Annotated in this window: 28 protein-coding genes; 12 read left to right on the forward strand and 16 right to left on the reverse strand. The window is 72.6% G+C overall.

The genetic code is table 11. The annotated features are described in order from the left end of the window. Positions 1 to 127 precede the first annotated feature (127 nt). Positions 128 to 886, reverse strand: a complete 759-nt coding sequence (locus tag C1I92_RS05770; RefSeq protein ID WP_111253720.1) for a hypothetical protein — start codon at positions 884 to 886, stop codon at positions 128 to 130. Positions 887 to 1,071: 185 nt separating this feature from the next. Here C1I92_RS05770 and C1I92_RS05775 point away from each other — a divergent pair, with 185 nt between their 5' ends. Then, a complete protein-coding gene (locus C1I92_RS05775; protein WP_158564016.1) occupies positions 1,072 to 1,869 on the forward strand; it encodes an SURF1 family protein in 798 nt (265 codons plus the stop codon). Here C1I92_RS05775 and C1I92_RS05780 read toward each other — a convergent pair. Genes C1I92_RS05780 through C1I92_RS05790 form a run of 3 tightly spaced genes read right to left on the reverse strand, consistent with a single transcriptional unit; the run spans position 1,835 to position 5,293 of the window. Then, positions 1,835 to 2,146: a DUF3817 domain-containing protein gene (locus C1I92_RS05780; protein ID WP_199520988.1), complete on the reverse strand. Its 312-nt coding sequence runs from the start codon at positions 2,144 to 2,146 to the stop codon at positions 1,835 to 1,837. The two genes, C1I92_RS05775 and C1I92_RS05780, sit on opposite strands and share 35 nt — an antisense overlap. Positions 2,147 to 2,168: 22 nt before the next feature. Continuing rightward, positions 2,169 to 3,605, reverse strand: a complete 1,437-nt coding sequence (locus C1I92_RS05785; RefSeq protein ID WP_111253723.1) for an adenylate/guanylate cyclase domain-containing protein — start codon at positions 3,603 to 3,605, stop codon at positions 2,169 to 2,171. Continuing rightward, the gene (locus tag C1I92_RS05790; RefSeq protein WP_111253724.1) at positions 3,551 to 5,293 is read right to left on the reverse strand and encodes an NAD(P)/FAD-dependent oxidoreductase; all 1,743 of its coding nucleotides are present in this window, start codon (positions 5,291 to 5,293) and stop codon (positions 3,551 to 3,553) included. Before C1I92_RS05790 ends, C1I92_RS05785 begins: the two co-directional genes overlap by 55 nt. 50 nt (positions 5,294 to 5,343) lie before the next feature. Here C1I92_RS05790 and arfB point away from each other — a divergent pair, with 50 nt between their 5' ends. Further along, entirely contained in the window at positions 5,344 to 5,808 is a 465-nt protein-coding gene (gene arfB, locus C1I92_RS05795) for an alternative ribosome rescue aminoacyl-tRNA hydrolase ArfB (protein WP_111253821.1), read from the forward strand. A gap of 9 nt (positions 5,809 to 5,817) precedes the next feature. On the opposite strand, the gene nusB is transcribed toward arfB, so the two are convergent. Genes nusB through C1I92_RS05810 form a run of 3 tightly spaced genes read right to left on the reverse strand, consistent with a single transcriptional unit; the run spans position 5,818 to position 7,956 of the window. Further along, positions 5,818 to 6,228, reverse strand: a complete 411-nt coding sequence (gene nusB, locus C1I92_RS05800; RefSeq protein WP_111253725.1) for a transcription antitermination factor NusB — start codon at positions 6,226 to 6,228, stop codon at positions 5,818 to 5,820. A 12-nt stretch (positions 6,229 to 6,240) separates the two neighbouring features. Then, the gene (gene efp / locus C1I92_RS05805; protein WP_111253726.1) at positions 6,241 to 6,801 is read right to left on the reverse strand and encodes an elongation factor P; all 561 of its coding nucleotides are present in this window, start codon (positions 6,799 to 6,801) and stop codon (positions 6,241 to 6,243) included. A gap of 45 nt (positions 6,802 to 6,846) precedes the next feature. Continuing rightward, complete coding sequence (locus tag C1I92_RS05810; protein ID WP_111253727.1) at positions 6,847 to 7,956, reverse strand: M24 family metallopeptidase; 1,110 nt, start codon at positions 7,954 to 7,956, stop codon at positions 6,847 to 6,849. A gap of 231 nt (positions 7,957 to 8,187) precedes the next feature. Here C1I92_RS05810 and C1I92_RS05815 point away from each other — a divergent pair, with 231 nt between their 5' ends. The 4 genes from C1I92_RS05815 to C1I92_RS33655 are packed head-to-tail and all read left to right on the forward strand — an operon-like array spanning position 8,188 to position 9,977. Further along, entirely contained in the window at positions 8,188 to 8,538 is a 351-nt protein-coding gene (locus C1I92_RS05815; RefSeq protein ID WP_111253728.1) for a hypothetical protein, read from the forward strand. A gap of 44 nt (positions 8,539 to 8,582) precedes the next feature. Next, positions 8,583 to 8,888 carry a toxin-antitoxin system HicB family antitoxin gene (locus C1I92_RS05820; protein ID WP_111253729.1) on the forward strand — a complete coding sequence of 102 codons (306 nt, stop codon included), beginning with the start codon at positions 8,583 to 8,585 and terminating at the stop codon, positions 8,886 to 8,888. Then, on the forward strand, positions 8,885 to 9,331 hold the full coding sequence (locus C1I92_RS05825) for a type II toxin-antitoxin system VapC family toxin (protein ID WP_146605033.1): 447 nt from the start codon (positions 8,885 to 8,887) through the stop codon (positions 9,329 to 9,331). Before C1I92_RS05820 ends, C1I92_RS05825 begins: the two co-directional genes overlap by 4 nt. 16 nt (positions 9,332 to 9,347) lie before the next feature. Then, positions 9,348 to 9,977: a hypothetical protein gene (locus tag C1I92_RS33655; protein WP_158564018.1), complete on the forward strand. Its 630-nt coding sequence runs from the start codon at positions 9,348 to 9,350 to the stop codon at positions 9,975 to 9,977. A gap of 2 nt (positions 9,978 to 9,979) precedes the next feature. Here C1I92_RS33655 and aroQ read toward each other — a convergent pair whose 3' ends face one another. Further along, complete coding sequence (gene aroQ, locus C1I92_RS05835; RefSeq protein ID WP_111253823.1) at positions 9,980 to 10,414, reverse strand: type II 3-dehydroquinate dehydratase; 435 nt, start codon at positions 10,412 to 10,414, stop codon at positions 9,980 to 9,982. A 23-nt stretch (positions 10,415 to 10,437) separates the two neighbouring features. Next, complete coding sequence (locus tag C1I92_RS05840; protein ID WP_111253731.1) at positions 10,438 to 11,355, reverse strand: aldo/keto reductase; 918 nt, start codon at positions 11,353 to 11,355, stop codon at positions 10,438 to 10,440. A 65-nt stretch (positions 11,356 to 11,420) separates the two neighbouring features. Between C1I92_RS05840 and C1I92_RS05845 the strand changes: the two genes are divergently transcribed. Beyond that, positions 11,421 to 11,921, forward strand: coding sequence for a pyridoxamine 5'-phosphate oxidase family protein (locus C1I92_RS05845; RefSeq protein WP_199520989.1), 501 nt, complete (start codon positions 11,421 to 11,423; stop codon positions 11,919 to 11,921). Here the strand turns inward: C1I92_RS05845 and aroB are convergent. Genes aroB through aroC form a run of 3 tightly spaced genes read right to left on the reverse strand, consistent with a single transcriptional unit; the run spans position 11,918 to position 14,689 of the window. Beyond that, positions 11,918 to 13,003, reverse strand: coding sequence for a 3-dehydroquinate synthase (aroB, locus tag C1I92_RS05850; RefSeq protein ID WP_111253732.1), 1,086 nt, complete (start codon positions 13,001 to 13,003; stop codon positions 11,918 to 11,920). The genes C1I92_RS05845 and aroB overlap by 4 nt on opposite strands. Further along, entirely contained in the window at positions 12,993 to 13,493 is a 501-nt protein-coding gene (locus tag C1I92_RS05855) for a shikimate kinase (RefSeq protein WP_111253733.1), read from the reverse strand. The genes aroB and C1I92_RS05855 overlap by 11 nt, the downstream gene beginning before the upstream one ends. Then, positions 13,493 to 14,689 carry a chorismate synthase gene (gene aroC, locus C1I92_RS05860; RefSeq protein ID WP_111253734.1) on the reverse strand — a complete coding sequence of 399 codons (1,197 nt, stop codon included), beginning with the start codon at positions 14,687 to 14,689 and terminating at the stop codon, positions 13,493 to 13,495. Before aroC ends, C1I92_RS05855 begins: the two co-directional genes overlap by 1 nt. A gap of 125 nt (positions 14,690 to 14,814) precedes the next feature. Here aroC and C1I92_RS05865 point away from each other — a divergent pair, with 125 nt between their 5' ends. From C1I92_RS05865 to C1I92_RS34785, 5 genes are all read left to right on the forward strand, one after another. Further along, positions 14,815 to 15,054 carry a DUF6364 family protein gene (locus tag C1I92_RS05865; RefSeq protein ID WP_111253735.1) on the forward strand — a complete coding sequence of 80 codons (240 nt, stop codon included), beginning with the start codon at positions 14,815 to 14,817 and terminating at the stop codon, positions 15,052 to 15,054. Further along, positions 15,051 to 15,479, forward strand: a complete 429-nt coding sequence (locus C1I92_RS05870; protein WP_111253736.1) for a type II toxin-antitoxin system VapC family toxin — start codon at positions 15,051 to 15,053, stop codon at positions 15,477 to 15,479. Before C1I92_RS05865 ends, C1I92_RS05870 begins: the two co-directional genes overlap by 4 nt. 66 nt (positions 15,480 to 15,545) lie before the next feature. Continuing rightward, entirely contained in the window at positions 15,546 to 17,072 is a 1,527-nt protein-coding gene (locus tag C1I92_RS05875; RefSeq protein ID WP_233506863.1) for a TldD/PmbA family protein, read from the forward strand. Further along, positions 17,069 to 18,448, forward strand: a complete 1,380-nt coding sequence (locus C1I92_RS05880) for a metallopeptidase TldD-related protein (protein ID WP_111253737.1) — start codon at positions 17,069 to 17,071, stop codon at positions 18,446 to 18,448. The genes C1I92_RS05875 and C1I92_RS05880 overlap by 4 nt, the downstream gene beginning before the upstream one ends. 51 nt (positions 18,449 to 18,499) lie before the next feature. After that, positions 18,500 to 19,702 carry a Fic family protein gene (locus tag C1I92_RS34785; RefSeq protein WP_111253738.1) on the forward strand — a complete coding sequence of 401 codons (1,203 nt, stop codon included), beginning with the start codon at positions 18,500 to 18,502 and terminating at the stop codon, positions 19,700 to 19,702. A 12-nt stretch (positions 19,703 to 19,714) separates the two neighbouring features. On the opposite strand, the gene C1I92_RS05890 is transcribed toward C1I92_RS34785, so the two are convergent. The 4 genes from C1I92_RS05890 to C1I92_RS05905 all read right to left on the reverse strand — a co-directional run bounded on the left by C1I92_RS05890 (position 19,715) and on the right by C1I92_RS05905 (position 23,630). Beyond that, positions 19,715 to 21,418, reverse strand: coding sequence for a calcineurin-like phosphoesterase C-terminal domain-containing protein (locus C1I92_RS05890; protein ID WP_111253739.1), 1,704 nt, complete (start codon positions 21,416 to 21,418; stop codon positions 19,715 to 19,717). Between the two features lie 91 nt (positions 21,419 to 21,509). Next, on the reverse strand, positions 21,510 to 22,148 hold the full coding sequence (locus C1I92_RS05895) for a hypothetical protein (RefSeq protein ID WP_111253740.1): 639 nt from the start codon (positions 22,146 to 22,148) through the stop codon (positions 21,510 to 21,512). Continuing rightward, on the reverse strand, positions 22,133 to 22,810 hold the full coding sequence (locus C1I92_RS05900) for a ComEA family DNA-binding protein (protein WP_111253741.1): 678 nt from the start codon (positions 22,808 to 22,810) through the stop codon (positions 22,133 to 22,135). The genes C1I92_RS05895 and C1I92_RS05900 overlap by 16 nt, the downstream gene beginning before the upstream one ends. Positions 22,811 to 22,832: 22 nt before the next feature. After that, positions 22,833 to 23,630, reverse strand: coding sequence for a polysaccharide deacetylase family protein (locus C1I92_RS05905; protein ID WP_158564019.1), 798 nt, complete (start codon positions 23,628 to 23,630; stop codon positions 22,833 to 22,835). Positions 23,631 to 23,719 lie beyond the last annotated feature (89 nt).

Here is a 23,719-nt window from a genome sequence, read left to right on the forward strand (position 1 = left end):
CCACAATCCCCCAGCACCCCACCGCGCTTGGACTTGAGGCGCGTCACCGCGCCCCCGACAATCGAAACAGCAGGGGGCCCAGCCACTGTCCCAAATCGGCGAACGGTCCGACACCCCGGCGAACGGCTCAGCGTCCGCTGATGCCGCGATGCGCCTGCGCGAGCCGCTCCATGCCGTCTGCCAGCACCTCGACCCCGGTGTGGTCCGAGGACCGCAGCAGCAGCCCGGCCGCCTCCCAGAGCGCCGTCTGCACCGCGCTCGCCGTCTGGTCGTCAGCAGCAGCGGTGGCAGCGGTCTCCAGGCCGGTCGTGGCGTCGACGAGGCGGGACCAGGAGGTGGGGGCGTAGCGGCCGGTGACGACGCGGACGCGCTCGCCCTCCTTGAGGACGGCGTCGCGCTCGCGGTCGAACAGGTACTGGCCGAGGGCCGCGCCACCGATCCCGCCACCGACGAGGCCGATGAGGAGGCCGAGGATCGCGCCGATGACGCCGAGACCGAGCAGCAGGGCCAGCACGATCAGCAGCACCGCGCTCGCCGCCGCACCGGCGACGGCCGGGATGAGCTGGTGGCGGCGGAGGCCGACGCCGACCACCTGGAACATCGGGGCCGGCTGGGTCAGCGTCTCGGCGACGCGGTCACGCAGCGGCTGGTCGTTGAGGCCGGGGCGCAGCACCGCGAAGGTCTCGGGGACCGCCTGACCCGACGTCGCCGCATGGGAGGGGCGGCCCGACGTCCACCGGACGGCGCCCCAAGGGCGCTTCTCGACGACGTTGGGCAACCACGACCCGCGTTTCGCGTGCAGCCGATCGACGATCTCCTGCTGCTGCTCCCAGGCCTGCGACCACTCCCACTCCTTCATCGCGCTCAGCGGGTGCGGTCGGCTCATCTCGATCTTCTCTCCATCGTGATCGGCACCAGGGTGCAGGTAGCCCGTCCCCCGAACGAGACTGTTCGAAGCCTACCCAACCGGTGACCGCGTTCATTGGCCCATCCGGACATAAATGTCTGATCTTGCCCAGCCCGGCTCCCCCGCACGCACCGGGCCGCCCAGCCGACGGCTACCGTGTGGGTGTGTACCGGTTCCTGCTCACCCCGCGCTGGCTGCTGCTGCACGCGGTCGCGGTGGCGGCGGTGGCCGGCTGCCTGCTGCTCGGCTGGTGGCAGGCCGACGTCTACCAGGACAGCAGCGGACGGCACGAGCTGCGCGACCGCGAGCCGGTCGCCGTCACCGAGCTGGCCTCGCCCGGCGCCGAACTGGGCGACGGCGCGGACCGGCAGGCCGTCGCGACCGGCGAGTACCTGCCCGAGCAGCAGCAGATCGTCCCCAGCCGGGTGCACGACGGCACGCTCGGCTCGTTCGTCGTCACTCCCCTGCTGACCGACGACGGCATGGTGGTGCCGGTGCTGCGCGGCTGGGTCGACGACGTCGACGACGCCGGTGTCGCGGTACCGGCCGGCGAGGTCACCGTCACCGGATACCTGCTGGCCCCGGAGACGCCCGACCACGCGACCGTCCGCACCGGGCAGGAACTCGAGGACGGCCGGATGGCCTACATCGCGCCGGACCAGCTGGCCCAGCGTGCCGGCGTCTCCGAGTCCACGGCGCTGCACGGCTACCTGCTGCTACGCGACGAGGCCCCGGCGCCGGGCGCCGCGCCCGTCGTCCTCGACGTCGACGCCGTCGACCCGATCCGCGACGTCAGCCCGTGGCAGAACCTCTCCTACTGGGCGCAGTGGTGGGTGTTCGCGCTGGCCGCGGTGGTCTTCTGGGCCAGCATCGTCCGCAACGGCATCCGCACCCGCCGCCGCGGCGCCGAGCCGTCGCCCGACGACGTCAGCGCACCCGCTGCGTCTCACGCGCCTTCCTGACGACGAACCGCTCGGCGAAGAACGACGCGAACGGCACCGTGCCGGCCAGCGCGATGAGGATCGCCCAGCTGGCCTTCCAGCCGCGCTGCTGCACCAGCAGCCCGGTGGCGATCAGGTAGATCACGTACAGCCAGCCGTGGATCGGCGAGACCGTGCGGCTCATCGTCGCGTCGCCGGGCGGGCCGTAGCGGACGAACATCGCCATACACAGCACCAGCAGCACCACGCCGGTGGTGTAGGCCATGACGCGATAGAAGGGCAGGGCATCTCGGCGCACGACCCGAGCCTAACCGCCGACGTCAAAGCCCCAGCAGCCGGTACGCCTCGACGACGCCGGTCTTGCCCTTGACCTCCAGGCCCTCGACCCGCTCGGTTCGGGCGCCGGGCAGCTGCCGGGCGGTCTCGGCGCCGATGAGCACGCCGCCGACGGGGGCCGCGCTCTCGAGCCGGGCCGCGAGGTTGACGGTGTCGCCGATGACGGTGAAGGTGCGGCCGCCGGCGGTCCCGAGGATGCCGACGGCGACCTCGCCGGTGTTGACGCCGACCCGGAACCGGGGCCAGCCGGGGTTGCGGGCCGCCACCGTCGCCGTCGCCTCCTGGATCGCCAGCGCCGCCGCGGCCGCCCGCCGCGCGTGGTCGGGCTGGTCGCCGTCGCGGTTGAAGGTGACCATGATCGCGTCGCCGACGAGACGGTCGACGGTGCCGCCGTACTGCGTCACGACGGGCGGGATGGCGACGGTGAAGTACTCGTTGAGCATCTCGCTGACGTCCTGCGGGCGGGTGCGCTCGGAGAACGAGGTGAACCCCTGCAGGTCGGCGAAGAGCACGCTGAGCTCACGCATCCCCTTGGCGGTGTCGCCGAGGTAGAGGCCGGCGAAGCGCTCCTCGTACCACTGCCGGTGTGCGCTGACGGCGACCAGCGCGAACGCGGCGAGCATCAGCAGGTGCCACTCCCACCAGCTCGCGTGCCAGTTGCGCCCGAGCGCCACCGCGACCGACGCCTCGGCCAGCAGCACGAACGCTGCGGCCATGGCCATCAGCAGCGTCACCGAGCCGGGATGGCTGGGCAGGCGCAGGTACTGGACGACGGCGAACAGGTACAGCAGCAGCGCGACCACGGCGAGCCAGACCAGCGGCCCGGACGCCCGCTCCGGCGGCGCGGGGTCGTCCAGCGGCGCCAGCCCGGTGACCGAGGCCACGCCCCACAGCACCATGACCGCGATGAGGACGCCGCGGATCGTCCCGGACCGGCGCATGACCGACTGCGCCCTGCCGCCGGCCAGGTCGGTCGACGACGCGGCCGCGAACACCGCCGCTACCAGCAGCCCCACGGGCGTGGCCAGCGCGAACCCGGCGTTGGACCCCTCGAGCAGCACGCCCGGCGTCGCCAGCGCGTGCAGACCGAGGAACCCGGCCGCCGCCAGGAACGCCAGCGAGACCAGGAAGACCCGCGCGTCGTTGCGCCGGCGCGCGGCCGTCCCCGTCGCGTACGCGAGCGCCATGCTCAGCGCCGCCGCCCCGAGCACCAGCCAGAAGTGCGCCGGATGGTGCTGCCACCTGACGTCCCAGTCCGGCACGGCCAACAGCACGACCAGGCCGGCGACCGGCAGGGCGAGCAGCAACGCCGTCATCCCGAGCCGCGGGGCGACGACGCGGGCCGGCGGGTCGCGGGGCGCCTGCGTCATGGCCGGTTCGGGCCGGCGGCGGATGCGGCGGCCGCCGAGGCGGCGAGCCACTGGTGCACCTGCTGGATGACGACCGAGCCCTCGCCGACGGCGGACGCCACTCGCTTGACCGAGCGGCGGCGGACGTCGCCGACGGCGAACACGCCCGGCACGCAGGTCTCGAGCATGAGCGGCTGGCGTTCCAGCGGCCAGCGCCGGGCGGCGTGGCTCTCCATGACGTCGGGGCCGGTGAACAGGTAGCCCCACTGGTCGCGCTCGATCCGTTCCGGCAGCCAGGCGGTGTGCGGCTCGGCGCCGATGAGCAGGAACAGCCCGGTCGCGGGCTCGGTCCAGCTCTCCCCCGTGTCGCGGTCGCGCAGCTCCACCCAGGCCAGCCGGCCGGAGCCGCCGCCCTCGACGACCTCCGTGCGCAGCCGCACCCGGATGCCGGCCGCGTCGATGGCGTCGATGAGGTACTGCGACATGCTGTCGGCCAGCGAGGCGCCGCGGACCAGCAGCGTGACCTCGCTCGCGTACCTGGCCAGGTGGATGGCGGCCTGCCCGGCCGAGTTGCCGCCGCCGACGACGAACACCGGCTCGCCCGCCAGCGCCCGTGCCTCGGACACCGACGCGCCGTAGAAGACGCCGGCGCCCTCGAACGCCTCCAGCGACGGCACGTCGATGCGCCGGTAGCTCACACCCGTGGCCAGGACGACGGCGCGGGCCCGGGCCTGCTGCCCGTCGGCCGCCGTCAGCACGTGCCACCCGTCGGCGGACCTCAGGTCGACCAGCTCGCGCATGAGCAGGAACGTCGTGCCGAACACCCAGGCCTGCTGGTAGGCCCGCTGGGCCAGGTCGGCGCCGCTGATGCCGCGGGCGAAGCCGAGGTAGTTGCGGATCAGCGAGCTGGAGCCGGCCTGGCCGCCGATGGACTCGCGCTCGACCACGAGCGTGTGCAGCCCCTCCGACGACGCGTAGACGGCGGCCGCGAGCCCGGCCGGCCCGGCGCCGACGACGATGACGTCGAAGTCGGTCTCGGCGCCCAACGAGGTGTCCACCCCGTAGGCGTCGGCGAGCTGCGTGTTCGTGGGGTCGACCAGCACCCGCCCGTCGAGCGTCAGGACGACCGGCGCCGTCGTGCCCTCGAGACCGGCCGCCGCGAGCGTCCTCCGGCCCTCCTCGGTGTCCGCGGCGTGGAACTGGTGCTGCACGCCGTTGCGGACCAGCAGGCTGCGCAGTTCGTGGGCGCGCGGCGACCAGCCCTCCGCGACGACCGTCACCTCGCGCGGGGCCGCCGACACCGACCGCTCCCACTCGAGCAGGAACTCGGTCACGGTGCGGTGGAAGTACTCGTCCGGCGAGCGCCAGGGCCGCAGCGCGTAGTAGTCGATCTTGCCGAGCGCGATCAGCCGGTGGATGGCGTCGGCGGTCTCGCGGTCGGCCCATGCGCCCCAGTCGACGACGAGCGCGCGCTTGGCCTCCGGGTACAGGCCCTTGACCTGCTCGAAGACGGCGTCGGCGGCGGCGACGTGCTCGGGCGGACGGTCACAGAGGACGAGCGCGACCTGCAGGTCGCGGTCGTGCAGCGACTCCAGCGTCGCGAGCCCGGCCGCGCCGGTCCGCTCGTCGACGACGTCGTAGTCGCCTCCGTAGCGCCGGCGCAGCTGGTCGGCGATGCGATCCTCGCCGGTCGTGCGGTGCTCGTGCTCGATGACCACCAGGATCGGTCGCCGCTGGTCCGGCCGCCCGTTGGGAGCCACGCGCTCATCTCCCCCCGAGGTGGCGGCCGGCCGTGCCCGTGGCCGGCCGCATGCTGGCGAGTCTACGGCTCGGACGGGAGAATGGGCAGGTGGCGCCGGTCCGAGTCCGAGAGACGCTCGTCCTCCCCGACGACGAGTTGTCCTGGCGGTTCTCCCGCTCCAGCGGTCCGGGCGGCCAGGGCGTCAACACCACCGACTCGCGGGTCGAGCTGTCGTTCTCCATCGCCGGGTCGCGGGTGCTGAGCCCGGCGCAGCGGGCCCGGCTGACCGAGCGGCTGCGGCACCGGCTGGTCGACGGGGTGCTGACGGTGGTCGCGTCGGAGCACCGCTCCCAGCTGCGCAACCGCGAGGCGGCCCAGGATCGGCTGGCCGCGTTGCTCGACGACGCGCTGCGCCCGCCCCCGCCGCCGCGTCGTCCCACCAAGCCGTCGCGGGCGGCCCGGGCACGCCGGGTGGAGCAGAAGCGCCGGACCGGCCAGACCAAGCGGCTGCGCCGCCGTCCGGACGACTCGTGACGCCCGCGGCTACGCGCTCAGGCTGGGCTTGATCGCGACCAGCTTGCCGAGCAGGCCATTGACGAACGTCGGGGACTGATCCGTCGAGAGGTCGCGGGCCAGCGTGACGGCCTCGTCCAGCGCCACCGGGTCGGGCACGTCGTCGCGGTAGAGGACCTCGTAGACGCCGATGCGCAGCACGTTGCGGTCGACCGCCGGCATCCGCTCCAGCGTCCAGCCCTCGGAGTAGGTCGAGATCAGCTCGTCGATGCGGTCGCGGTGTGCGATGACGCCCTCGACCAGCTGGACGGTGTACTCGTTCAGCGGCTGCTCAGCCGTCGCCAGCCGGTGCGACAGCGTCGCGCCGAGGGTGAGGCCACGCAGCTCCGACTCGTACAGGATGTCGAGCGCGCGCTTGCGGGCACGGCTCCGTGCTGGCATCTCCGGCGCCCGTCAGCCGGCGCGGCCGAGGTACGAACCGTCGCGGGTGTCGACCTTGATCTTCTCGCCGCTGGTGATGAACAGCGGCACCTGCACCTCGAAGCCGGTCTCCAGCCGGGCCGGCTTGTTGCCGCCGGTCGACCGGTCGCCCTGCAGCCCCGGCTCGGTGTACTCGATGGTGAGCACGACCGACGCCGGGAGCTCGACGAACAGCGGGGTGCCGTCGTGCAGGCCGACGGTGGCGTCCTGGTTCTCCAGCATGAAGTTCGCGGCGTCGCCGACGACCGCGGCCGAGACGTGCGTCTGCTCGTAGGACTGGGTGTCCATGAACACGAAGTCGTCGGCGTCGCGGTAGAGGTAGGTCATCTCACGGCGGTCGACATTGGCGGTCTCGACCTTGACGCCGGCGTTGAACGTCTTGTCGACCACCTTGCCGGACAGGACGTTCTTCAGCTTCGTCCGCACGAACGCGCCGCCCTTGCCGGGCTTGACGTGCTGGAACTCCACCACGCTCCACAGTTGCCCGTCGAGGTTGAGCACGATGCCGTTCTTGAGGTCGTTGGTCGTCGCCACGTCGTTCGATGCCTTCTCGTCGTCTGGTTCCCGGCCCCGGCCGCGTCAGGCGTCCAGGACCAGCAGGTCCTTGGTGGTGGGTGTGAGCAGCTCGGAACCGCCGGAGGCCCGAACCGCCAGCGTGTCCTCGATCCGGACACCGCCGCGGCCGGGCAGGTAGATCCCGGGCTCGACGGTCACAGCCATGCGATCGGCCAGTGTACCCGTCGCAGAGTATCCGAGCGTCGGCGCCTCGTGTACTTCCAGGCCCACGCCGTGCCCGGTGCCGTGCCCGAAGTTCTCCTTGTACCCGGCGTCGTCGATGATCGCGCGGCTGGCGCGGTCGACTGCCATGCACTCGGCGCCGACGGCGACGACCTCGCTGCCGGCCCGCTGGGCGGTGGCGACCAGGTCGTAGATCTCGCGCTGCCAGTCCTGCGGCGGCGCGCCGACGACGGACGTGCGGGTGCAGTCGGCGTGGTAGCCGCGGTACATCGCGCCGAAGTCGATCTTCAGCAGGTCGCCGCGCTCCACCACCCGCTCGGCCGGGCTGTGGTGCGGGATCGCGCTGTTCGGGCCGGTCGCGACGATCGTCTCGAAGGCGAGGCCGTCCGCGCCCTGGCCGAACATCCGCCACTCCAGGTCGCGGGCGATCTCCTTCTCCGTCCGGCCGGCGAACCCGCCCGCGGCGTAGAGGTCCTCCAGCGCCCGGCAGGAGATCGCGCACGCCTGCGCGAGCAGGGCGATCTCGTCCTCGTCCTTGACGGCGCGCAGCCGCTCGACCGCGCGGCCGAGGTGGACGGTCTCCACGGTGGCCGGCTCGTCGTCCAGCGTGGACCGCACCGACTCCCACAGCTCCAGGGTCAGCGCGTGCTCCTCGACGCCGAGCCGTAGACTCCCCGCGGCCTTGGCCACGCGCGCGGCGAGGGACGTCGCGACACCCCGTTCCACCATGAGCTCGACATCTTCTGCCACGGCCTTCGCGGCCGTAGAATATCGGCTATCCGTCGCCAGTACGGCCGTCCCGTCCGCGGTGAGGAGCAAAGCCGCGTTACTGCTGTCCAGGCCGGTGAGATAACGGACGTTGACCAGGCTTGTGACTAGCGCCGCGTCAATCTTGTCATCAACCAGCTTCTTCGCCAGCTCCGCGCGTCGCTTCGCGTGCGTCTCCGCCATCGCCTTACATCCTCTCTATGGTCATGACCTGCACTGATGCAGTCGCATTTCAATAAATGAGACGGGTGCTTCGCAGTTGATCACTGCTCGGCTACGCTCATGATCATGCTCATCCTAGGCCTGGTCGTCATCGTCATTCTGGCCCTCGTCATGAGCTTTCTCGTCATTCGGCGTGGGCCCGAGACAACCACCGCGCGCACCTTCTCTTCGTCCTTGACACCGCCCCCGGGCGTGCGACTCGCCCGCGAGTTGCAGGACGAGGTCCGCGACATCGCCTCCCGCGGCAATACCGACCAGGCGGTGAAGGTCCTGCAGAAGCGGGCACATCTGCCCCAACCGCAGGCTACCGCCATCGTCTACGCGGTCCAGGTCGGGCAGGTGTTCCCGGAGCCCGAGCCGCTCAGCACGGCCGCGCCGGCGACGCCGCAACGTCGCCGCGGCGCCATCGACGCCGAGCTGCTGGCGACGCTGCGCCGGCTGGTCAGCCAGGACCGGCTGCGCCGCACGGCCGCGATCCAGCTGCTCAAGGACCGCACCGGCATGAACACCCGCGACGCCCGGCGGTTCCTCGACGCCCTCTGACGGACCCTTGATATCACCACCCCTCCCGGTGATAGCATCCGGGCATGCGCCAGTTGCTGCTGCGGATCCCCGACGATCTCCACCGGCGGCTGACCGCGCGGGCGCAGCGCGAGGGCGTCTCCATCAACGCGCTGGCCAACAAGGTGCTCTCCGCCGCCGCACCGCCGCCTCCCCCGTCCGACGACGACATCGACGTGCGCCGACTGGAGCTGCGCGAGAAGGCCCGCGACCTCGGGCTGCTGGTCGAGAACCCGGCGCCGTCGGTCCCACCGGCCCAGTTCGTCCGCGCGCTCAAGGCCACCGAGGGCGTCGGCCCGGTCGTGGACGAGTTGTGGGCCGACGGCCGATGAGCGTCCTCACCTACGTCGACTCCTCGGTGCTGGTGCGCTCCTACCTCGCCGACGAGCCGCGGCACGCCGTCGCCCGCGGGCTGATCGAAGGCCGGGCGCTGCTGGTCACGTCCACGCTGGCGCTGCTGGAGGCGTCGTCGGCGCTGGTCCGGGCCGCCCGCACCCGCCGCCTGGGCGACGTCGACACGCTGCTGGCCAAGCTGTACGAAGAGGTCTCGCCGACCGGGCCGATCGCGCTGATCCGGGCCGACACCCTGGACACCGAGAACACCGCCCGGGTGCTGGTGCGCCGCTTCGGCATCCGCGCGTTCGACGCGCTGCACCTGGCCATCGCCGACCTCGCCGCCCGGCCGCTGGCCCGCTCCGGCGAACGGGTCGGGTTCGCCTCGCACGACCCCGCGCAGCGCGCCGCGGCCGCCGATCTGGGCTTCGTCGCCGTCTGACCGGTACCGTCGTCGCGTGGACCTCTGGCTGATCGCCGTCATCGCGTTCGGCGCCGCGATTGTGATCGGCTTCGGGATCGTGCTGGTGCGCGCCCGGGCCGACGCGGTCACCGGGCCGTCGTCGCCGGGCGGGGACAAGCCCGTCCTGGACCGGGCCGAGCTCGACGCCGCGGTCGGCGCCCTCCTCATCGAGGGCAAGCTCATCCCGGCCGTCAAGCTCATCCGGCAGCAGACCGGTCTCGGCCTGGCCGAGGCCAAGGCGTACGCCGACCGGCTCGCCGCGGGAGGGGACGCGGCCGCGGCCGCACCGGCGGCGTCGCCCCGGGCGTCGGTCTCGCCGGAGGTGATGGCGCGCCTCCAGCAGCTCGTCGCCGAGGGGAAGAAGCTCCAGGCGATCAAGGAGCTGCGCGAGCACACCGGTCTCGGCCTCAGGGAGGCCACGATCACCGTCGACCGCCTGTCGACCTCGGCCGTCGTCCTGGCCGTCGAGTCGCCCGCACCGCCCGCCGACCCGACCGACGAGGTGATGGCGCAGGTTCAGGCGCTGGTGGCGCGCGGCAAGAAGATCCAGGCCATCAAGCTCATGCTGGAGCACGCACCGGAGCTGGACCTCAAGCGGGCCAAGGAGATCGTCGACCGGATGTGACGTCAGAGCAGGTCGGCGACGGCGCGCAGCGCGAGATCGTAGGAGCCGAGCCCGAAGCCGGCGATCGTCCCGGTCGCGACGCCGGCGACGACGCTGGTGTGCCGGAACTCCTCCCGCGTGGCCGGGTTGGAGATGTGCACCTCGATCAGCGGCGCGCGCAGCTGGGAGCACGCGTCGCGCAGCGCGTAGGAGTAGTGCGTGAACGCGGCCGGGTTGAGCACCACCGGCGTGCCGGCGTCGGCGGCGTCGTGCAGCCAGTGCACCAGCTCGGCCTCGTCGTCGGTCTGCCGCACGTCGGCGTCCAGCCCCAGCTCAGCGGCGGTCTTGCGGCACCGCTCCACCAGGCCGGCGAACGTCGTGCTGCCGTAGACGTCGGGTTCCCGCGACCCCAGCCGGCCGAGGTTGGGACCGTTGAGCACCAGTACGCGCGTCGTCACGGCCTCGACCTTATCGGGCCGCGTCACGGCAGCTCGTTGCCGGCCGCCCGGTAGAGCGCGTACCAGGTCTCACGGGACAGCTCGATCTCCGCGGCACGGGCGATCTCGGCGACGCGGGCCGGCTTGGTGGTGCCGATGACCGGCTGCATGCGGGCCGGGTGGCGCAGGATCCAGGCGATCGCGACGGCTGCCGGCGTCGCATCCACCTCCGCCGCGATGTCTCCCAGCGCGTCGTTGAGCTGCTGGAAGTCAGGGTGGCCGAGGAACGTCCCGGCGATGTGCCCGTGCTGCAGCACCGACCACGGCTGGATCGTGATGCCGTGGCGCCGGCAGTACTCCAGCGCGCCGCCGTCGCGGACCACGCCGCCGGCGAAGCCGGTGTTGACGTTGAGGCCGGAGTCGACCAGCAAGGTGTGCGCGAGGCCGAACTGCAGCTGGTTCGCGACCAGCGGCTGGCGCACGTGCGCCCGCAGCAGCTCCAGCTGGGCCGGGTTCTGGTTGCTGACGCCGACGTGGCGCACCTTGCCCGCCGTCACCAGGTCGTCGAAGGCCGCGGCGACCTCGTCCGGCTCCATGAGCGTGTCCGGCCGGTGCAGGAGCAGCAGGTCGACGTAGTCGGTGCGCAGCCGGCGCAGCGACCCCTCGACCGACGTGCGGATGTGGTCGGCGGAGAAGTCGAAGAAGCCGTCGCGGATGCCGCACTTGGTCTGCACGACGATGTCCTCGCGCCGCACCGACGTGGCCGCGAGCGCGGCGCCGAACTTCTCCTCGCAGCGGCCGCCGCCGTAGATGTCGGCGTGGTCGAACATCGTGATGCCGGTGTCGGCGGCGGCGCCGATCAGCTCGGCGACCTCGTTCTCGGCCAGCTGGTCGAGGCGCATGCAGCCGAGTGTGATGACCGAGCCGCGCAAGCCGGACCCGCCGATGTCGATGTACTCCACCCGACGACCCTAGCGGTCCGGTGAGGGCCCCGGCGCTGTCGGTGGCGGGTGGCACGATGGGCGGCATGAACGCAGAACCGGAGACCACGTCGATGGTCGGCGACGACGCCACCACACCGTGGGCCGACGCCGTGGCGGCGCTGGCCGCGGCCGACACGTACTGGCTGACGACGGTGCGGCCCGACGGCCGGCCGCACGTCATCCCGATCCTGGGTGTCGTCGTCGACGGCGGCTTCCACTTCGTCGCCTGGCCGGGCAGCGTCGCCGGGCAGAACCTGGCCGCCGACCCGCGCTGCGTCGTCGCCGTCAACGCCGGCGGCATCGACCTCGCCGTGGAGGGCCGGGCCGCGCCGGTGCGCGACGAGCCGGTGCTGCAGGCGACCGCCGCCCGCTACCTCGACCAGTACGACTGGCCGGTCGAGATCCGCGACGGCGCCTTCCACGCCGAGGGCGCGCCGACGGCCGGGCCGGGCCCGTACGACGTCTACGCGCTGACGCCCGCGAAGGCGTTCGGCTACGGGTCGGGCGAGGGCGACTACAACCCCACCCGCTGGCGGTTCGGCTAGCGGGCCACCTCGGTGAACGCGGCGGTCAGTAGCTGCGGGTCGGGCGCCTCCAGGATGCCGGGCTTGCCCAGCGCGTCGAGCACGACGAAGCGCAGCCGGTCGCCGCGGCTCTTCTTGTCGATGCGCATGGTGTCCAGCAACCGCGGCCAGGCCTGCCCGTCGTAGCTCGTCGGCAGGCCGAGCGTCTCGAGGACGCGGCGGTGCCGGTCGGCGGTGTCGTCGTCGAGGCGGCCGGCCAGCCTGCCCAGCTCCGCGGCGAACACCATGCCGACGGAGATCGCGGCGCCGTGGCGCCACTTGTACCGCTCCAGCTTCTCGATGGCGTGGCCGAGCGTGTGCCCGTAGTTGAGGATCTCGCGCAGCCCGGACTCGCGCAGGTCCGCGCCCACGACGTCGGCCTTCACCCGCACCGACCGCACCACGAGGTCGCGCACGTAGGGACCGTCGGGCCTGGCCGCGCCGGCCGGGTCGGCCTCGATGATGTCGAGGATCGACGGATCGGCGATGAAGCCGGCCTTCACCACCTCGGCGAGCCCCGCGACGTACTCGTTGACCGGCAGCGACTCCAAGGCGGCGAGGTCGCAGAGCACGCCGGCCGGCGGGTGGAACGCGCCGACGAGGTTCTTGCCCTCGGCGGTGTTGATGCCGGTCTTCCCGCCCACCGCGGCGTCGACCATGCCGAGCACCGTCGTCGGGATCGGCACCCACTTCACACCGCGCAGCCACGACGCCGCGACGAAGCCGGCGAGATCGGTCGTCGCTCCCCCGCCGATGCCGACGACGGCGTCGGAGCGGGTCATGCCGATGCGGCCGAGCACCGACCAGCAGTACGCCGCGACCTCGGCGGTCTTCGCCTCCTCGGCGTCGGGCACCTCGACGGCGTGCGCCTCGAACCCCTGCGCCACCAGGTCGTCGCGGACGGCGTCGGCGGTGGTCCGCAGCGCGCCCGGGTGGATGACGGCGATGCGCTGGACGCCGTCGCCGAGCAGGCCGGGCAGCTCGCCCAGCAGGCCGGTGCCGATGACGACGTCGTACGGGTGCTCGCCGCCGACACCCACGCGCGTCGGAGCGTCAGGCGACATGCTTCACGACCTCGTCCGCGATCTCCTCGGGGCTGCGCCCGCCGGTGTCGACGGTGACCGTGGCGGCCTCCAGGTACACCGGGCGGCGCTCGTCGAGCAGTCGCTTGAGCTGCGCCCGCGGGCTCTCCAGCAGCAGCGGGCGGTCGCGGTTGAGACCGACCCGCGCGACAGCGTCGGCCAGGCCGACGTCGAGGAAGACGACCAGGTGACCGGCGAGCAGCGCGCGGTTCTCGGCCGCGACGACCGCCCCGCCGCCGACCGCCAGGACGCCGTCGTGCTCGTTCAGCGCCTGCGCGACGGCGTCCCGTTCCAGCGCGCGGAACGCCGGCTCGCCGTCCTCGACGAAGATGTCGGTGATCGGCTTGCCGGCCGTGCGCTCGATGTCGACGTCGGTGTCACGGAACTCGGTGCCCAGGCGCTGGGCGACCAATGTGCCGACGGTGGTCTTGCCCGCGCCGGGCGGGCCGACGATGACGACGCGCGGCGCCATCAGCGCACCGCCAGCGTGTCCGGGATGCTCTGGAGGTAGGTCGCGAGGTTGCGGGCGGTCTCGGCGACCGAGTCGCCGCCGAACTTCTCCAGCGCGGCCTGGGCCACGACCAGCGCGACCATCGCCTCGGCGACGACGCCGGCGGCCGGGACCGCGCACACGTCGGAGCGCTGGTGGTGTGCCTTGGCGACCTCGCCGGTGGCGGTGTCGATGGTGCGCAGCGCCCGGGGCACCGTCGAGATCGGCTTCATCGCGGCCCGGACCCGCAGCGTCTCGCCGGTCGTCATGCCGCCCTCGATGCCACCGGAGCGGCCCGACGTCCGCCGTACCCCGCCGCCGTCGGCCGGGACGATCTCGTCCTGCGCCCTGGACCCGCGGGTGCGGGCCAGCTCGAAGCCGTCGCCGACCTCGACGCCCTTGATCGCCTGGATGCCCATCAGGGCGCCCGCGAGCCGCGCGTCGAGCCGGCGGTCGCCGTGCACGTAGCTGCCGACGCCCGGCGGCAATCCCGTGACGACCACCTCGACGACGCCGCCGAGCGTGTCGCCGTCCTCCCGCGCCGCGTCGACCTCGGCCACCATCAGCTTGCTGGTGTCGGCGTCGAAGCAGCGCAGCGGGTCGTCATCGAGTCGCTGCACGTCGTCGGGGCCGGGCAGCGGCGAGCCGGCCGGCACCGCGACCGTCCCCAGCTCGACCGTGTGGCTGACCAGGCGGACGCCGTACGCCTGCCGCAGGAACGCGGACGCGACCGCGCCGAGCGCCACCCGGGCGGCGGTCTCGCGGGCGCTGGCCCGCTCGAGCACCGGCCGGGCCTCGTCGAAGCCGTACTTCTGCATGCCCGCGAGGTCGGCGTGGCCGGGCCGCGGCCGGGTCAGCGGCGCGTTGCGGGCGCTGCCCTCCAGCTCGGCCGGGTCGACCGGGTCGGCGGCCATGACCTGCTCCCACTTCGGCCACTCGGTGTTGCCCACCTCGATGGCGATCGGGCTGCCCAGCGTCCGGCCGTGCCGCACCCCGCCGGCCAACGTGACCTCGTCGGCCTCGAACTTCATCCGGGCGCCGCGGCCGTAGCCGAGCCGCCGCCGCGCCAGCGCCGCGCCGATGTCGGCCGTCGTGATCTCGACGCCGGCCGGGAGACCTTCGAGGATCGCGACCAGGGCCGGCCCGTGCGACTCCCCCGCTGTCAGCCATCTGAGCATGACTCGAATTCTCCCACGCCCGCGCGCGCCACCCCGACCGGCGTCCGACGCGTGCTCGTCGGCGTCGTCCCTGCACGCCTCATCGCAGCAAGGCAGAAATCTGCCTCACCCGATAGACTGGGCTCATGCGGACGACCCTCAATCTGGACGACGATCTGGTCGCGCGAGCCAAGGCGCTGGCAGCCAGGCGAGGCCGGAGCCTGACCTCGCTGATGGAGGACGCGCTGCGCGCGGTTCTCGATCGCGAAGGCAGGCCTCCGAAGGCGTCCACCGTCGATCTCCCTATCGGCAGCGGGCGGCTCCGCCGCGGCGTCTCGCTGGATGACAACGCCGCCACCCGGGACCTGATGGACGACCTCGGGTGATCCTCTGTGATGTCAATGTGCTCGTGTACGCCTTCGAGCCGACGTCACCGAGGCACGATGAGTACCGATCCTGGCTTCAGGAAACACTGTCGTCGGTCGAGCCCTACGGGGTCAGCGAGCTCGTGCTCTCCGGCTTTCTTCGAGTCGTGACGCATCCGAAGATCTTCGACCCTCCTTCGCCGACGCCCGCGGCCGTGGCGTTCGCGCAGGCCGTTCGTTCTGCCGCCAACGCTGTGACGATCCAGCCCGGCACCCGACACTGGGCCATCTTTACCGGCCTTCTCGACGAGACCGCGGCCGCCGGCAATGCGGTCCCCGATGCCTACTTGGCTGCGCTCGCCATCGAGTCCGGCTCCGAATGGATCACGACCGATCGAGGCTTCGCTCGTTACCCGCACCTCAGGTGGCGCCACCCGCTCGGATGATCGCGACCAGCACTACTGCGGTAATGCCCGTGCTCGCCGCCGGAGGGCTGGTCTAGGCTCGGCAGGGTGCCGCATGAGATCGATCCGACGTTCATCGCCCTCCCGATGCGCTCGCTGGCCGACGCCGCGTTGCAGCGGGCCCGTGAGCTCGGCGTGGAGCACGCCGACTTCCGGCTCGAGCGCATCCGCTCCCAGGACCTCTCCTTCCGCGACGGCAAGCTCGAGGGCAGCCGCGACGGCGAGGACGTGGGGTTCGCGGTGCGGGTCCTGCACGAGGGCACCTGGGGGTTCGCCGCCACCGTCGACCTCACCACCGACGACGCCGCGAAGACGGCCGAGAAGGCGGTCGACCTGGCGAAGGTCTCGCGCCGCCTCAGCCCGGCCCGCACCGAGCTGGCCGACGAGCCGGTGCACCCCGACGTCACGTGGGTGTCGGCCTACGAGGTGAACCCGTTCGACGTACCCGACACGGAGAAGATCGACCGGATGGTCGGCCACTCCGTCCGGGTCCTCGCCCAGGCGGACGTCGACCACGTCACCGCGCAGCTGCAGCAGGTGCAGGAGAACAAGTTCTACGCCGACACGCACGGCACCGTCACCACGCAGCAGCGGGTCCGCCTCCACCCGGTCTTCGAGGCGGTCAAGGTCGACCCCGAGACCGGCCGGTTCGAGACCATGCGGACGCTCGCCGCGCCGGCCGGGCGCGGCTGGGAGTACGCCACCGGCGCCGACGGCGTCGTCGACTGGGGCGCCGCGCTGGACGAGCTGGGGCCGCTGCTGGCGGAGAAGTTCGCCGCGCCGAGCGTGCGGGCCGGCCGCTACGACCTCGTCATCGACCCGACGAACCTGTGGCTGACGATCCACGAGTCCATCGGCCACGCCACCGAGTTGGACCGCGCGCTCGGCTACGAGGCCAACTACGCCGGCACCTCGTTCGCCACCCTCGACCAGCTGTGGACGCTGCGCTACGGCTCGCCGATCATGCACGTCACCGGCGACCGCACCACGCCGCACGGCCTGTCCACCATCGGCTACGACGACGAGGGCGTGGCGTCGCAGCGGTGGGACATCGTCAACGGCGGCACGCTCGTCGGCTATCAACTCGACCGCGCGATGGCCGCCGCCAACGCCAGCGCGCTCGGCACCAGCCGCTCCAACGGCTGCGCGTTCGCCGACTCCCCCGGCCACGTGCCGGTGCAGCGCATGGCCAACGTCTCGCTGCAGCCGGCCGACGGCGGTCCGTCCACCGACGAGCTGATCGCGCAGGTCGACGACGGCATCTACATCGTCGGCGACAAGTCGTGGTCGATCGACATGCAGCGCTACAACTTCCAGTTCACCGGCCAGCGGTTCTACCGCATCCGCGGCGGCGAGCTGGACGGCCAGCTGCGCGACGTCGCGTACCAGGCCACGACGACGGACTTCTGGGGCTCGATGGCCGCGGTCGGCGGCCCGCAGACGTACGTGCTGGGCGGCGCGTTCAACTGCGGCAAGGCCCAGCCGGGACAGATCGCGCCGGTCTCACACGGCGCGCCGTCCGCCCTGTTCCGCGACATCCGCGTGCTCAACACCGCCGAGGAGGGTGGCCAGTGACGCCCCAGGAGATCGTCGAGCGCTGCCTCGAGCTGTCGAAGGCGAGCGGCACGATCGTGCTGGTCGACGAGACCTCGACGGCGAACCTGCGCTGGGCCACCAACGCGCTGACGACCAACGGCGTCACCCGCGACCGGTCGGTGACGGTGATCGCGACGGTCGACGGCGGCAGCGGCACCGCGTCCGGCGTGGTCGCCCGCAGCGCCGTCACGCCGGAAGGGCTGGAGCCGCTGGTCCGCGCCGCCGAGCAGGCGGCCCGCGACAACGGCCCGGCCGAGGACGCCCAGCCGCTGGTGCCCGGGGACGCCGGGGCCGGTTGGAACGACGTACCCGGCGAGACGTCGCCCGAGGTGTTCGGCCACATCGCGCCCGCCCTCGGCGACGCGTTCAACCGCGCCGACGACGAGCGGCGGCTGCTCTACGGCTACCTCGAGCACGGCGTCCGCACGACGTATCTCGGCTCGTCGACCGGGCTCCGGGTCCGGCACGAGCAGCCGACCGGGCACATCGGCATCACCGGCAAGTCCGCCGACAAGACCCGCTCGGCGTGGGTCGGCCAGTCCTCCCGCGACCTCACCGACGTCGACGTCACGGCGCTCGACGCGGAGCTGACCAAGCGGCTGGGCTGGGCGCAGCGCACGATCGAGCTGCCGGCCGACCGGTACGACACCGTGCTGCCGCCGACCGCCGTCGCCGACCTGATGATCTACGCCTACTGGACGATGAGCGCCCGCGACGCCGCCGACGGCCGGTCGGTGTACTCCGCGCCCGGCGGCGCGACGCGGGTCGGCGAGCGGTTGTCGCGCCACCCCGTCACGCTGTGGTCCGACCCGGCCGCGCCCGGGCTGGAGTGCGCGCCGGCGGTGTACGCGCACGCGTCGTCGGCGGAGTCCAGCGTGTTCGACAACGGCCTGCCGGTCGGGCGGACGTCCTGGGTCGAGGACGGCACGCTGACGGCGTTGCTGCAGACCCGGCACTCCGCCGGGCTGACCGGCCTGCCCGTCACCCCCGCCGTCGACAACCTCGGCCTCACCGTCGACGGCGCCACCGGGAGCGTCGAGGACCTCACCGCCGGCGTCGAGCGCGGCCTGCTGCTCACCTGCCTCTGGTACATCCGCGCCGTCGACCCGCAGACGCTGCTGCTCACCGGCCTCACTCGCGACGGCGTCTACCTGGTCGAGAACGGCGAGGTCACCGGCGCGGTGAACAACTACCGGTTCAACGAGAGCCCGATCGCGCTGCTGGACCGCTTCACCGCCGCGGGCGCGACGGCGCCGACGTTCAGCCGCGAGTGGGGCGACTACTTCCCCCGCACGGCGATGCCGGCGCTGCGCGTCCCCGACTTCAACATGTCGTCGGTGTCGCAGGCGTCCTGACGTCCTGAGCATAGCATCGGATAAGCTGACATCCGATGCTACTCTTGGCGCATGGCATCGGATACCGCGTGGCCGGCGATCGGCTGGGAGGCGCACCCGTGGCGTTCCACCCTGCCGCCTGAGCTCGTGTCACGGCGGCTCCTCGAGCGCCACAGCGGCCTCTACCGCGCCGCCGTGGTCCCGCCGATCGCGGGAGTCCGCGTCGACCTGCCGTCGGCGGTGCTGGCGCTGGCGGACGAGGCCTCCGTGGAGATGGCGAGGTACGACGCCGAGCTCGGGAGCAGCGTCGCACCGTTCGGCGCGTTGCTGCTGCGCTCCGAGTCGGCCTCGTCCTCCCAGATCGAGAACCTGACCTCCGGCGCGCGCGCCATCGCGCTCGCCGAGATCGACGAAGGCACCCGGTCCAACGCGGCCCGGATCGTGGCGAACGTCCGGGCCATGGAGGCGGCGATCGACCTGGCCGACCATCTGAACACCGACGCCGTCCTCGCGATGCATGCGGCGCTCATGGCGCACGACCCGGACCACACCCCCGGTCGCTGGCGCGAACAGCAGGTGTGGATCGGCGGCACGAACGTCGGGCCGCACGAGGCGGCCTTCGTGCCACCGCATCACACGTCGGTGCGTCAGGCCATCGACGACCTCATGACGTTCGTCCACCGCGACGACATTCCGGCACTGGCCCACACCGCGCTCGCGCACGCGCAGTTCGAGACCATCCACCCGTTCACCGACGGGAACGGCCGCACGGGACGGGCGCTGATCCACGCCATGCTCCGGGCCAAGGACCTCACCAGGAACGTGACGGTGCCGGTGTCGGCCGGCCTGCTCACCGACACCGAGGGCTACTTCGCCGCGCTGACGGCGTTCCGGTCCGGCGACCCGGCCCCGATCGTGACCGCGATGGCGCAGGCGGCGCTCATCGCCGTCGGCACCGGACGTCAGTTGGTCGCGGACCTCGAGGCCGCCAGGAACGGCTGGGCCGAGCGGATCAAGGCCCGCCGCGACTCCGCCGTCTGGCGGCTGGCCGACCTGCTGGTGCGGCAACCGGTCATCGACGCGGCCGTCGCCCAGTCCGAGCTCGGCACCACGTCGGCCAACACGCACGCGGCCATCCGACAGCTCGAGGAGGCGGGCGTGATCACGGAGTTCTCGGGCAAGCGCCGCGGCCGGTACTGGCAGGCCCCGGAGATCCTCGCGGCGCTCGACGACTTCGCGGAGCGGGCCGGGCGGCGCGGCCACCCGGCCCGCTGAGCGGGCGGTCCGCTACGGACGCCCGCCGACGACGGTGATGGTCTCGTCCGTCGTCGAGACGCGGCCGTAGGGGTCGGTGCTGCGGACGGTGACGGTGTGGTCGCCGTAGCGCAGGCCGCGGGGCAGCTCGTACGACCACAGGTGCGACGACGGCTCGGGGGCGGCCGGGCGCAGGCTGCCGGTGAGCGTCGAGCGGAGCACCGAGATGTACGGGTCGTTCTGCGGCGTGAGGTGCGTCATCGGGACGAACGGGCCGCCGTCGACGCTGACCTCGACGGTGTGCCGCGAGCCGCCGTCGAAGACGTTCGCCGTCACGGCCGGACGCTGGACACCCACACCCGTCCAGTCGCGCGCCGCGAACCGCACGACGCCGGGCGCGAAGCCGTCCACCCCGCTGACGCCGCCGGGGATGCGGACCTCGTCGCCCCAGCCGCCGTCGAAGGTGAGCCGGATCTGGTACTCCTCCGGCAGGCTGGCCGGCTTGAACTGCGCCCGGTACTCGTTGCCGGAGAAGAACAGCTCGTAGTGCCCGTTCGGGTTGCCGTCGGACATGTCCGCCGCCTGGATGCCGCGCGCGTCCCGCGGGCCGGTGTTCCAGCCGCTGCCGCGCACCTCGGCGAGCACCTGGTGGTGGAAGTCCTTCGGGCCGAACCAGCCGTGCTCCTCGCCCATGTACATCTGCCAGGAGTTGCTGGTGTCGTGGCCGGAGATCGTGTAGACGTGCTCGCGGTCCTCGAGGATCGCGAACAGCTCGGTCAGGTTCGTCGTGTTGACGCTGTCGGACGGGGTGGCGTCGGTGGCCAGCGGGATGTGCGTGCCGATGACGATCAGCCGGTCCGCCGGGACGTGGCGCAGGTCGTTGGCCAGCCACTGCAGCTGCTCGTCGTTGAGGTAGCCGATGTAGCCGTGGTCCGGGCCCTCGTGCTTGACGTTGTCCATCAGCACGAAGTGCACCCGGCCGTAGTCGAACGAGTAGTCCGTCGGCCCGTAGGTCTCCTTGTACGTGTCGGTCGCGTTCGCGTCGGTCGGCGCGTCGTAGTCCATGTCGTGGTTGCCCGGCGTGTTCCACCACGGGATGCCGATCCGCGCGACGGCGGTGTTGTGCGGCGCGAACAGGTCCAGCGGGTCGTTGACGATGTCGCCGACGGTGAGCCCGAACCGGGCGTCGGTGTTCCCGATGATCCCGGCGATGACGTCGATCGCCATCGTGTCGATCTGGCCGACGTTCGAGGTCTGCGGGTCGGCGAAGGCCAGCGCCGAGAACGTCTCGTCGACGGAGTCGTCGCGGAACATGGGGAAGTCGACCGACGCGGGTAGCGGGCCGGTCGGCTCCACGCCGCCATAGCGCAGCTCGTACGGGCTGCCGTTCGGGTAGTGGTTGTAGTAGAACTGCGGCAGCTGGACGTCGTTCACCGGCACCATCCAGCCGGCCGGCTTGCTGACGAAGACCACGGTCTCGTCGTCGACCTGCAGGCTGTACCGGCCGGCGGCGTCGGTCCGGACGACGTCGCGGCCGTTCGACACCGACACGTCCGGCACGCCGGGCTCGCCGCCGTCGCGCCGGCCGTTGCGGTTCGCGTCGTCGTAGACGATGCCGGTGGCGGTCTCGGTCTCGGGGGCGACGTCAGCGCCGGCCAGGCCGAAGCCGGTCGCGCCCAGGCCGGTCACCGTCGCCGCGATGCCGGCGCCGGTGCGCCAGCCCTTGCGTCTCGCCATGGGGTCCTCCGTCGGGTGGGGGTGACCTCACCCTGTCGGCGTCATCCCAACGCGAGGTGACAAACCCACACACAACGGCAGAAGACTTCTGTCACTCGGCCAGCAGCACGACACCCAGGCCGGCCACCGCGAGCGCGCCGCCCACCACCGCGGCGACCACCGACACGAGGCACAGGTAGCCGGTGAACTGCAGCGACACCGGGAGGAACGGCGCGACGCGGGGCAGGTCGGAGAACCGGTCGAAGAGGTCCTTGGTCAGCTGGACGCCCGCCCACACCCCGCGCGCCGCCCGCCCGGCGCCACGCAGCCCGGGTCCGGCCGAGCGCACCTGGTGCAGCGCGTCGCCCGCCCGCGCCCACGCGCCGGCGACGTCGTAGGCCTGGGCCAGCTCCGCCGCCAGCTCGTCGACCGGATCGACGGCGCGCAGCAGCCGGCGCCGGCGCCACAGCAGCCACAGACCCGGCGCCGCGACGACGACGGCGGCGCCGACGAACCACCGGCGGCCGACGTCCTCGGCCATTCCCTCGAGCAGCAGCAGGAACGCCGGCGCCAGGGGCAGCACCCCGGCCGCCAGCAGCGGGATCCGCACCCGGCGCACCAGCAGGGCGAGCGCGGCGGCCAGGTCGCGAATCACCCGCGCCCGCGTCTCGCCCGCCGACGCGGCCGCCGACTCCGCCGTCCGGCGCCACCGGTCGAACCGGCTCTCCTCCGCCGTCACCGCGACCGCCACGGCAGCAGGATCAGCCGCTCGGCGTCCCGCTCCACCAGCGACGGCTCGAGCCCGGACAGCGCGCCCAGTTCGTCCCAGGAGGCGTACCCGCCGCGCAGGTCCCGCGCCGACACGTAGACCTCGGCGACCGCACGATCCCAGGTCAGCGCGCTCACCAGCCCGTCGGCGCTGACGTTGTTGAGGTCGACCAGCCCGCCGTCGTCGTAGGTGGCCGGCAGGTCCGGCCGGCCGATGGCCAGCTCGTAGGCCATGGCCAGATCGTTGGCCGCGATCTCCCGGGCCCGGCTGCGCAGCTCGCGAAGCTGCAACACCGCCTGGACGGCGGGATCGGTCGCGATCCGGGCCGGCGCGGCCGGACGGGGCGCGGGTGCGGCGGCCGGGCGGGCGCCGAAGAAGTCCTGACGGGCGAAGACCGCCGCGATCACGCCGCCGATCGCCAGCAGCAGGAACAGCATGCCGGTGAAGGCGTCGTAGCTGGTCCCCATACTGACCACGAAGGTGACCGTGCCGACGAGCAGGAGCAGCCCGATCACCAGCCAGATCGGCTTGCGCGAACGCCACCAGGCCTGCGTCGCCGGCAGCCAGGACAGCAACGTGAAGCTGAGGACCGGGATGAGGATCCACAGTCCGTGACCGATCGCCCGGCCCGCCCTGCTGGTCATGCGGGTAAGCGTGCCACAGCCGTCAGCCGCGGGGAACGACGAACTCGTAGCCGGCCGCGAGCAGCGTCTCGATGATCGCCGGCAGCGCGGACACGGTGCCGGACCGGTCGCCGCCGCCGTCGTGCAGGAGCACGATCGCGCCGGGGTGGATGTGCTCGGCGACGTAGTCGTGGATGGCGCGGGCGCCGGGCTTGCGCCAGTCCGCGGGGTCGATGCTCCAGCCGAGCGCTGCCTGGTCGTGCGCCGCGGCGACCTCGTTGACGTTGGCGGCGAAGTTGCCGCCGGGGGCCCGGAAGAACGGCACCGCGACGTCGGGGACGGCGTCGCGGATGGCGGCCAGGGTGCCGCCGATCTCGTCCTCGATGACGCCGGGGTCGCGGTCGGGCAGCTCGGTGTCGTGCGTGATGGTGTGGTCGCAGAGCCGGTGTCCGTCGTCGGCGATCTGCTGGACGAGCTTCGGGTACAGCCTGGCCATCTCGCCGACCAGGCAGAACGTCGCCGTGATCTCGTACTCGCGCAGGATCCGCAGCACCTGCGGGGTCTGCTCCGGATGCGGGCCGTCGTCGAAGGTGAGAGCGACGGTGCGGCCCTCGCGGCCGTTGAGGCGGCGGGTGCCGGCGTCGTCGACCTCGGCGACGGGCGCGGTGACGTCCTCGGCGGCGGGCATCGTCGACAGCAGCAGCTCCGGTGCCTTGGGCGCCGCCTGCTGCGCGGTCTCCGACGCCGCCGACATGCTGCCCGGCGGCTCGCTGCGGGCCGCGCCGACGATCACCCCGACCACGAGGCACAGGATCAGGGCGGCGCGGAGCTCCTTGGACACCGGCATCACCCCGCCTCACTCAGGACGAATACATCAGAAACCCGGCAGGTGCGACGGTACCGGCGCAGCGTCACAGACCCGATGAGGCG

Source organism: Jiangella anatolica (genome assembly GCF_003236295.1).
Classification (GTDB): Bacteria; Actinomycetota; Actinomycetes; order Jiangellales; family Jiangellaceae; genus Jiangella; species Jiangella anatolica.

Bases quoted from the DNA above. Each gene is read 5' to 3' on its own strand.
- C1I92_RS05770 (WP_111253720.1), bottom strand. From the start codon at position 886: ATGAGCCGACCGCACCCGCTGAGCGCGATGAAGGAGTGGGAGTGGTCG.
- arfB (WP_111253821.1), top strand. From the start codon at position 5,344: ATGCTGGCGAGTCTACGGCTCGGACGGGAGAATGGGCAGGTGGCGCCG.
- nusB (WP_111253725.1), bottom strand. From the start codon at position 6,228: ATGCCAGCACGGAGCCGTGCCCGCAAGCGCGCGCTCGACATCCTGTAC.
- C1I92_RS05810 (WP_111253727.1), bottom strand. From the start codon at position 7,956: ATGGCGGAGACGCACGCGAAGCGACGCGCGGAGCTGGCGAAGAAGCTG.
- C1I92_RS05820 (WP_111253729.1), top strand. From the start codon at position 8,583: ATGCGCCAGTTGCTGCTGCGGATCCCCGACGATCTCCACCGGCGGCTG.
- C1I92_RS05825 (WP_146605033.1), top strand. From the start codon at position 8,885: ATGAGCGTCCTCACCTACGTCGACTCCTCGGTGCTGGTGCGCTCCTAC.
- C1I92_RS05845 (WP_199520989.1), top strand. From the start codon at position 11,421: ATGAACGCAGAACCGGAGACCACGTCGATGGTCGGCGACGACGCCACC.
- aroB (WP_111253732.1), bottom strand. From the start codon at position 13,003: ATGTCGCCTGACGCTCCGACGCGCGTGGGTGTCGGCGGCGAGCACCCG.
- C1I92_RS05855 (WP_111253733.1), bottom strand. From the start codon at position 13,493: ATGGCGCCGCGCGTCGTCATCGTCGGCCCGCCCGGCGCGGGCAAGACC.
- aroC (WP_111253734.1), bottom strand. From the start codon at position 14,689: ATGCTCAGATGGCTGACAGCGGGGGAGTCGCACGGGCCGGCCCTGGTC.
- C1I92_RS05865 (WP_111253735.1), top strand. From the start codon at position 14,815: ATGCGGACGACCCTCAATCTGGACGACGATCTGGTCGCGCGAGCCAAG.
- C1I92_RS34785 (WP_111253738.1), top strand. From the start codon at position 18,500: ATGGCATCGGATACCGCGTGGCCGGCGATCGGCTGGGAGGCGCACCCG.
- C1I92_RS05890 (WP_111253739.1), bottom strand. From the start codon at position 21,418: ATGGCGAGACGCAAGGGCTGGCGCACCGGCGCCGGCATCGCGGCGACG.
- C1I92_RS05900 (WP_111253741.1), bottom strand. From the start codon at position 22,810: ATGACCAGCAGGGCGGGCCGGGCGATCGGTCACGGACTGTGGATCCTC.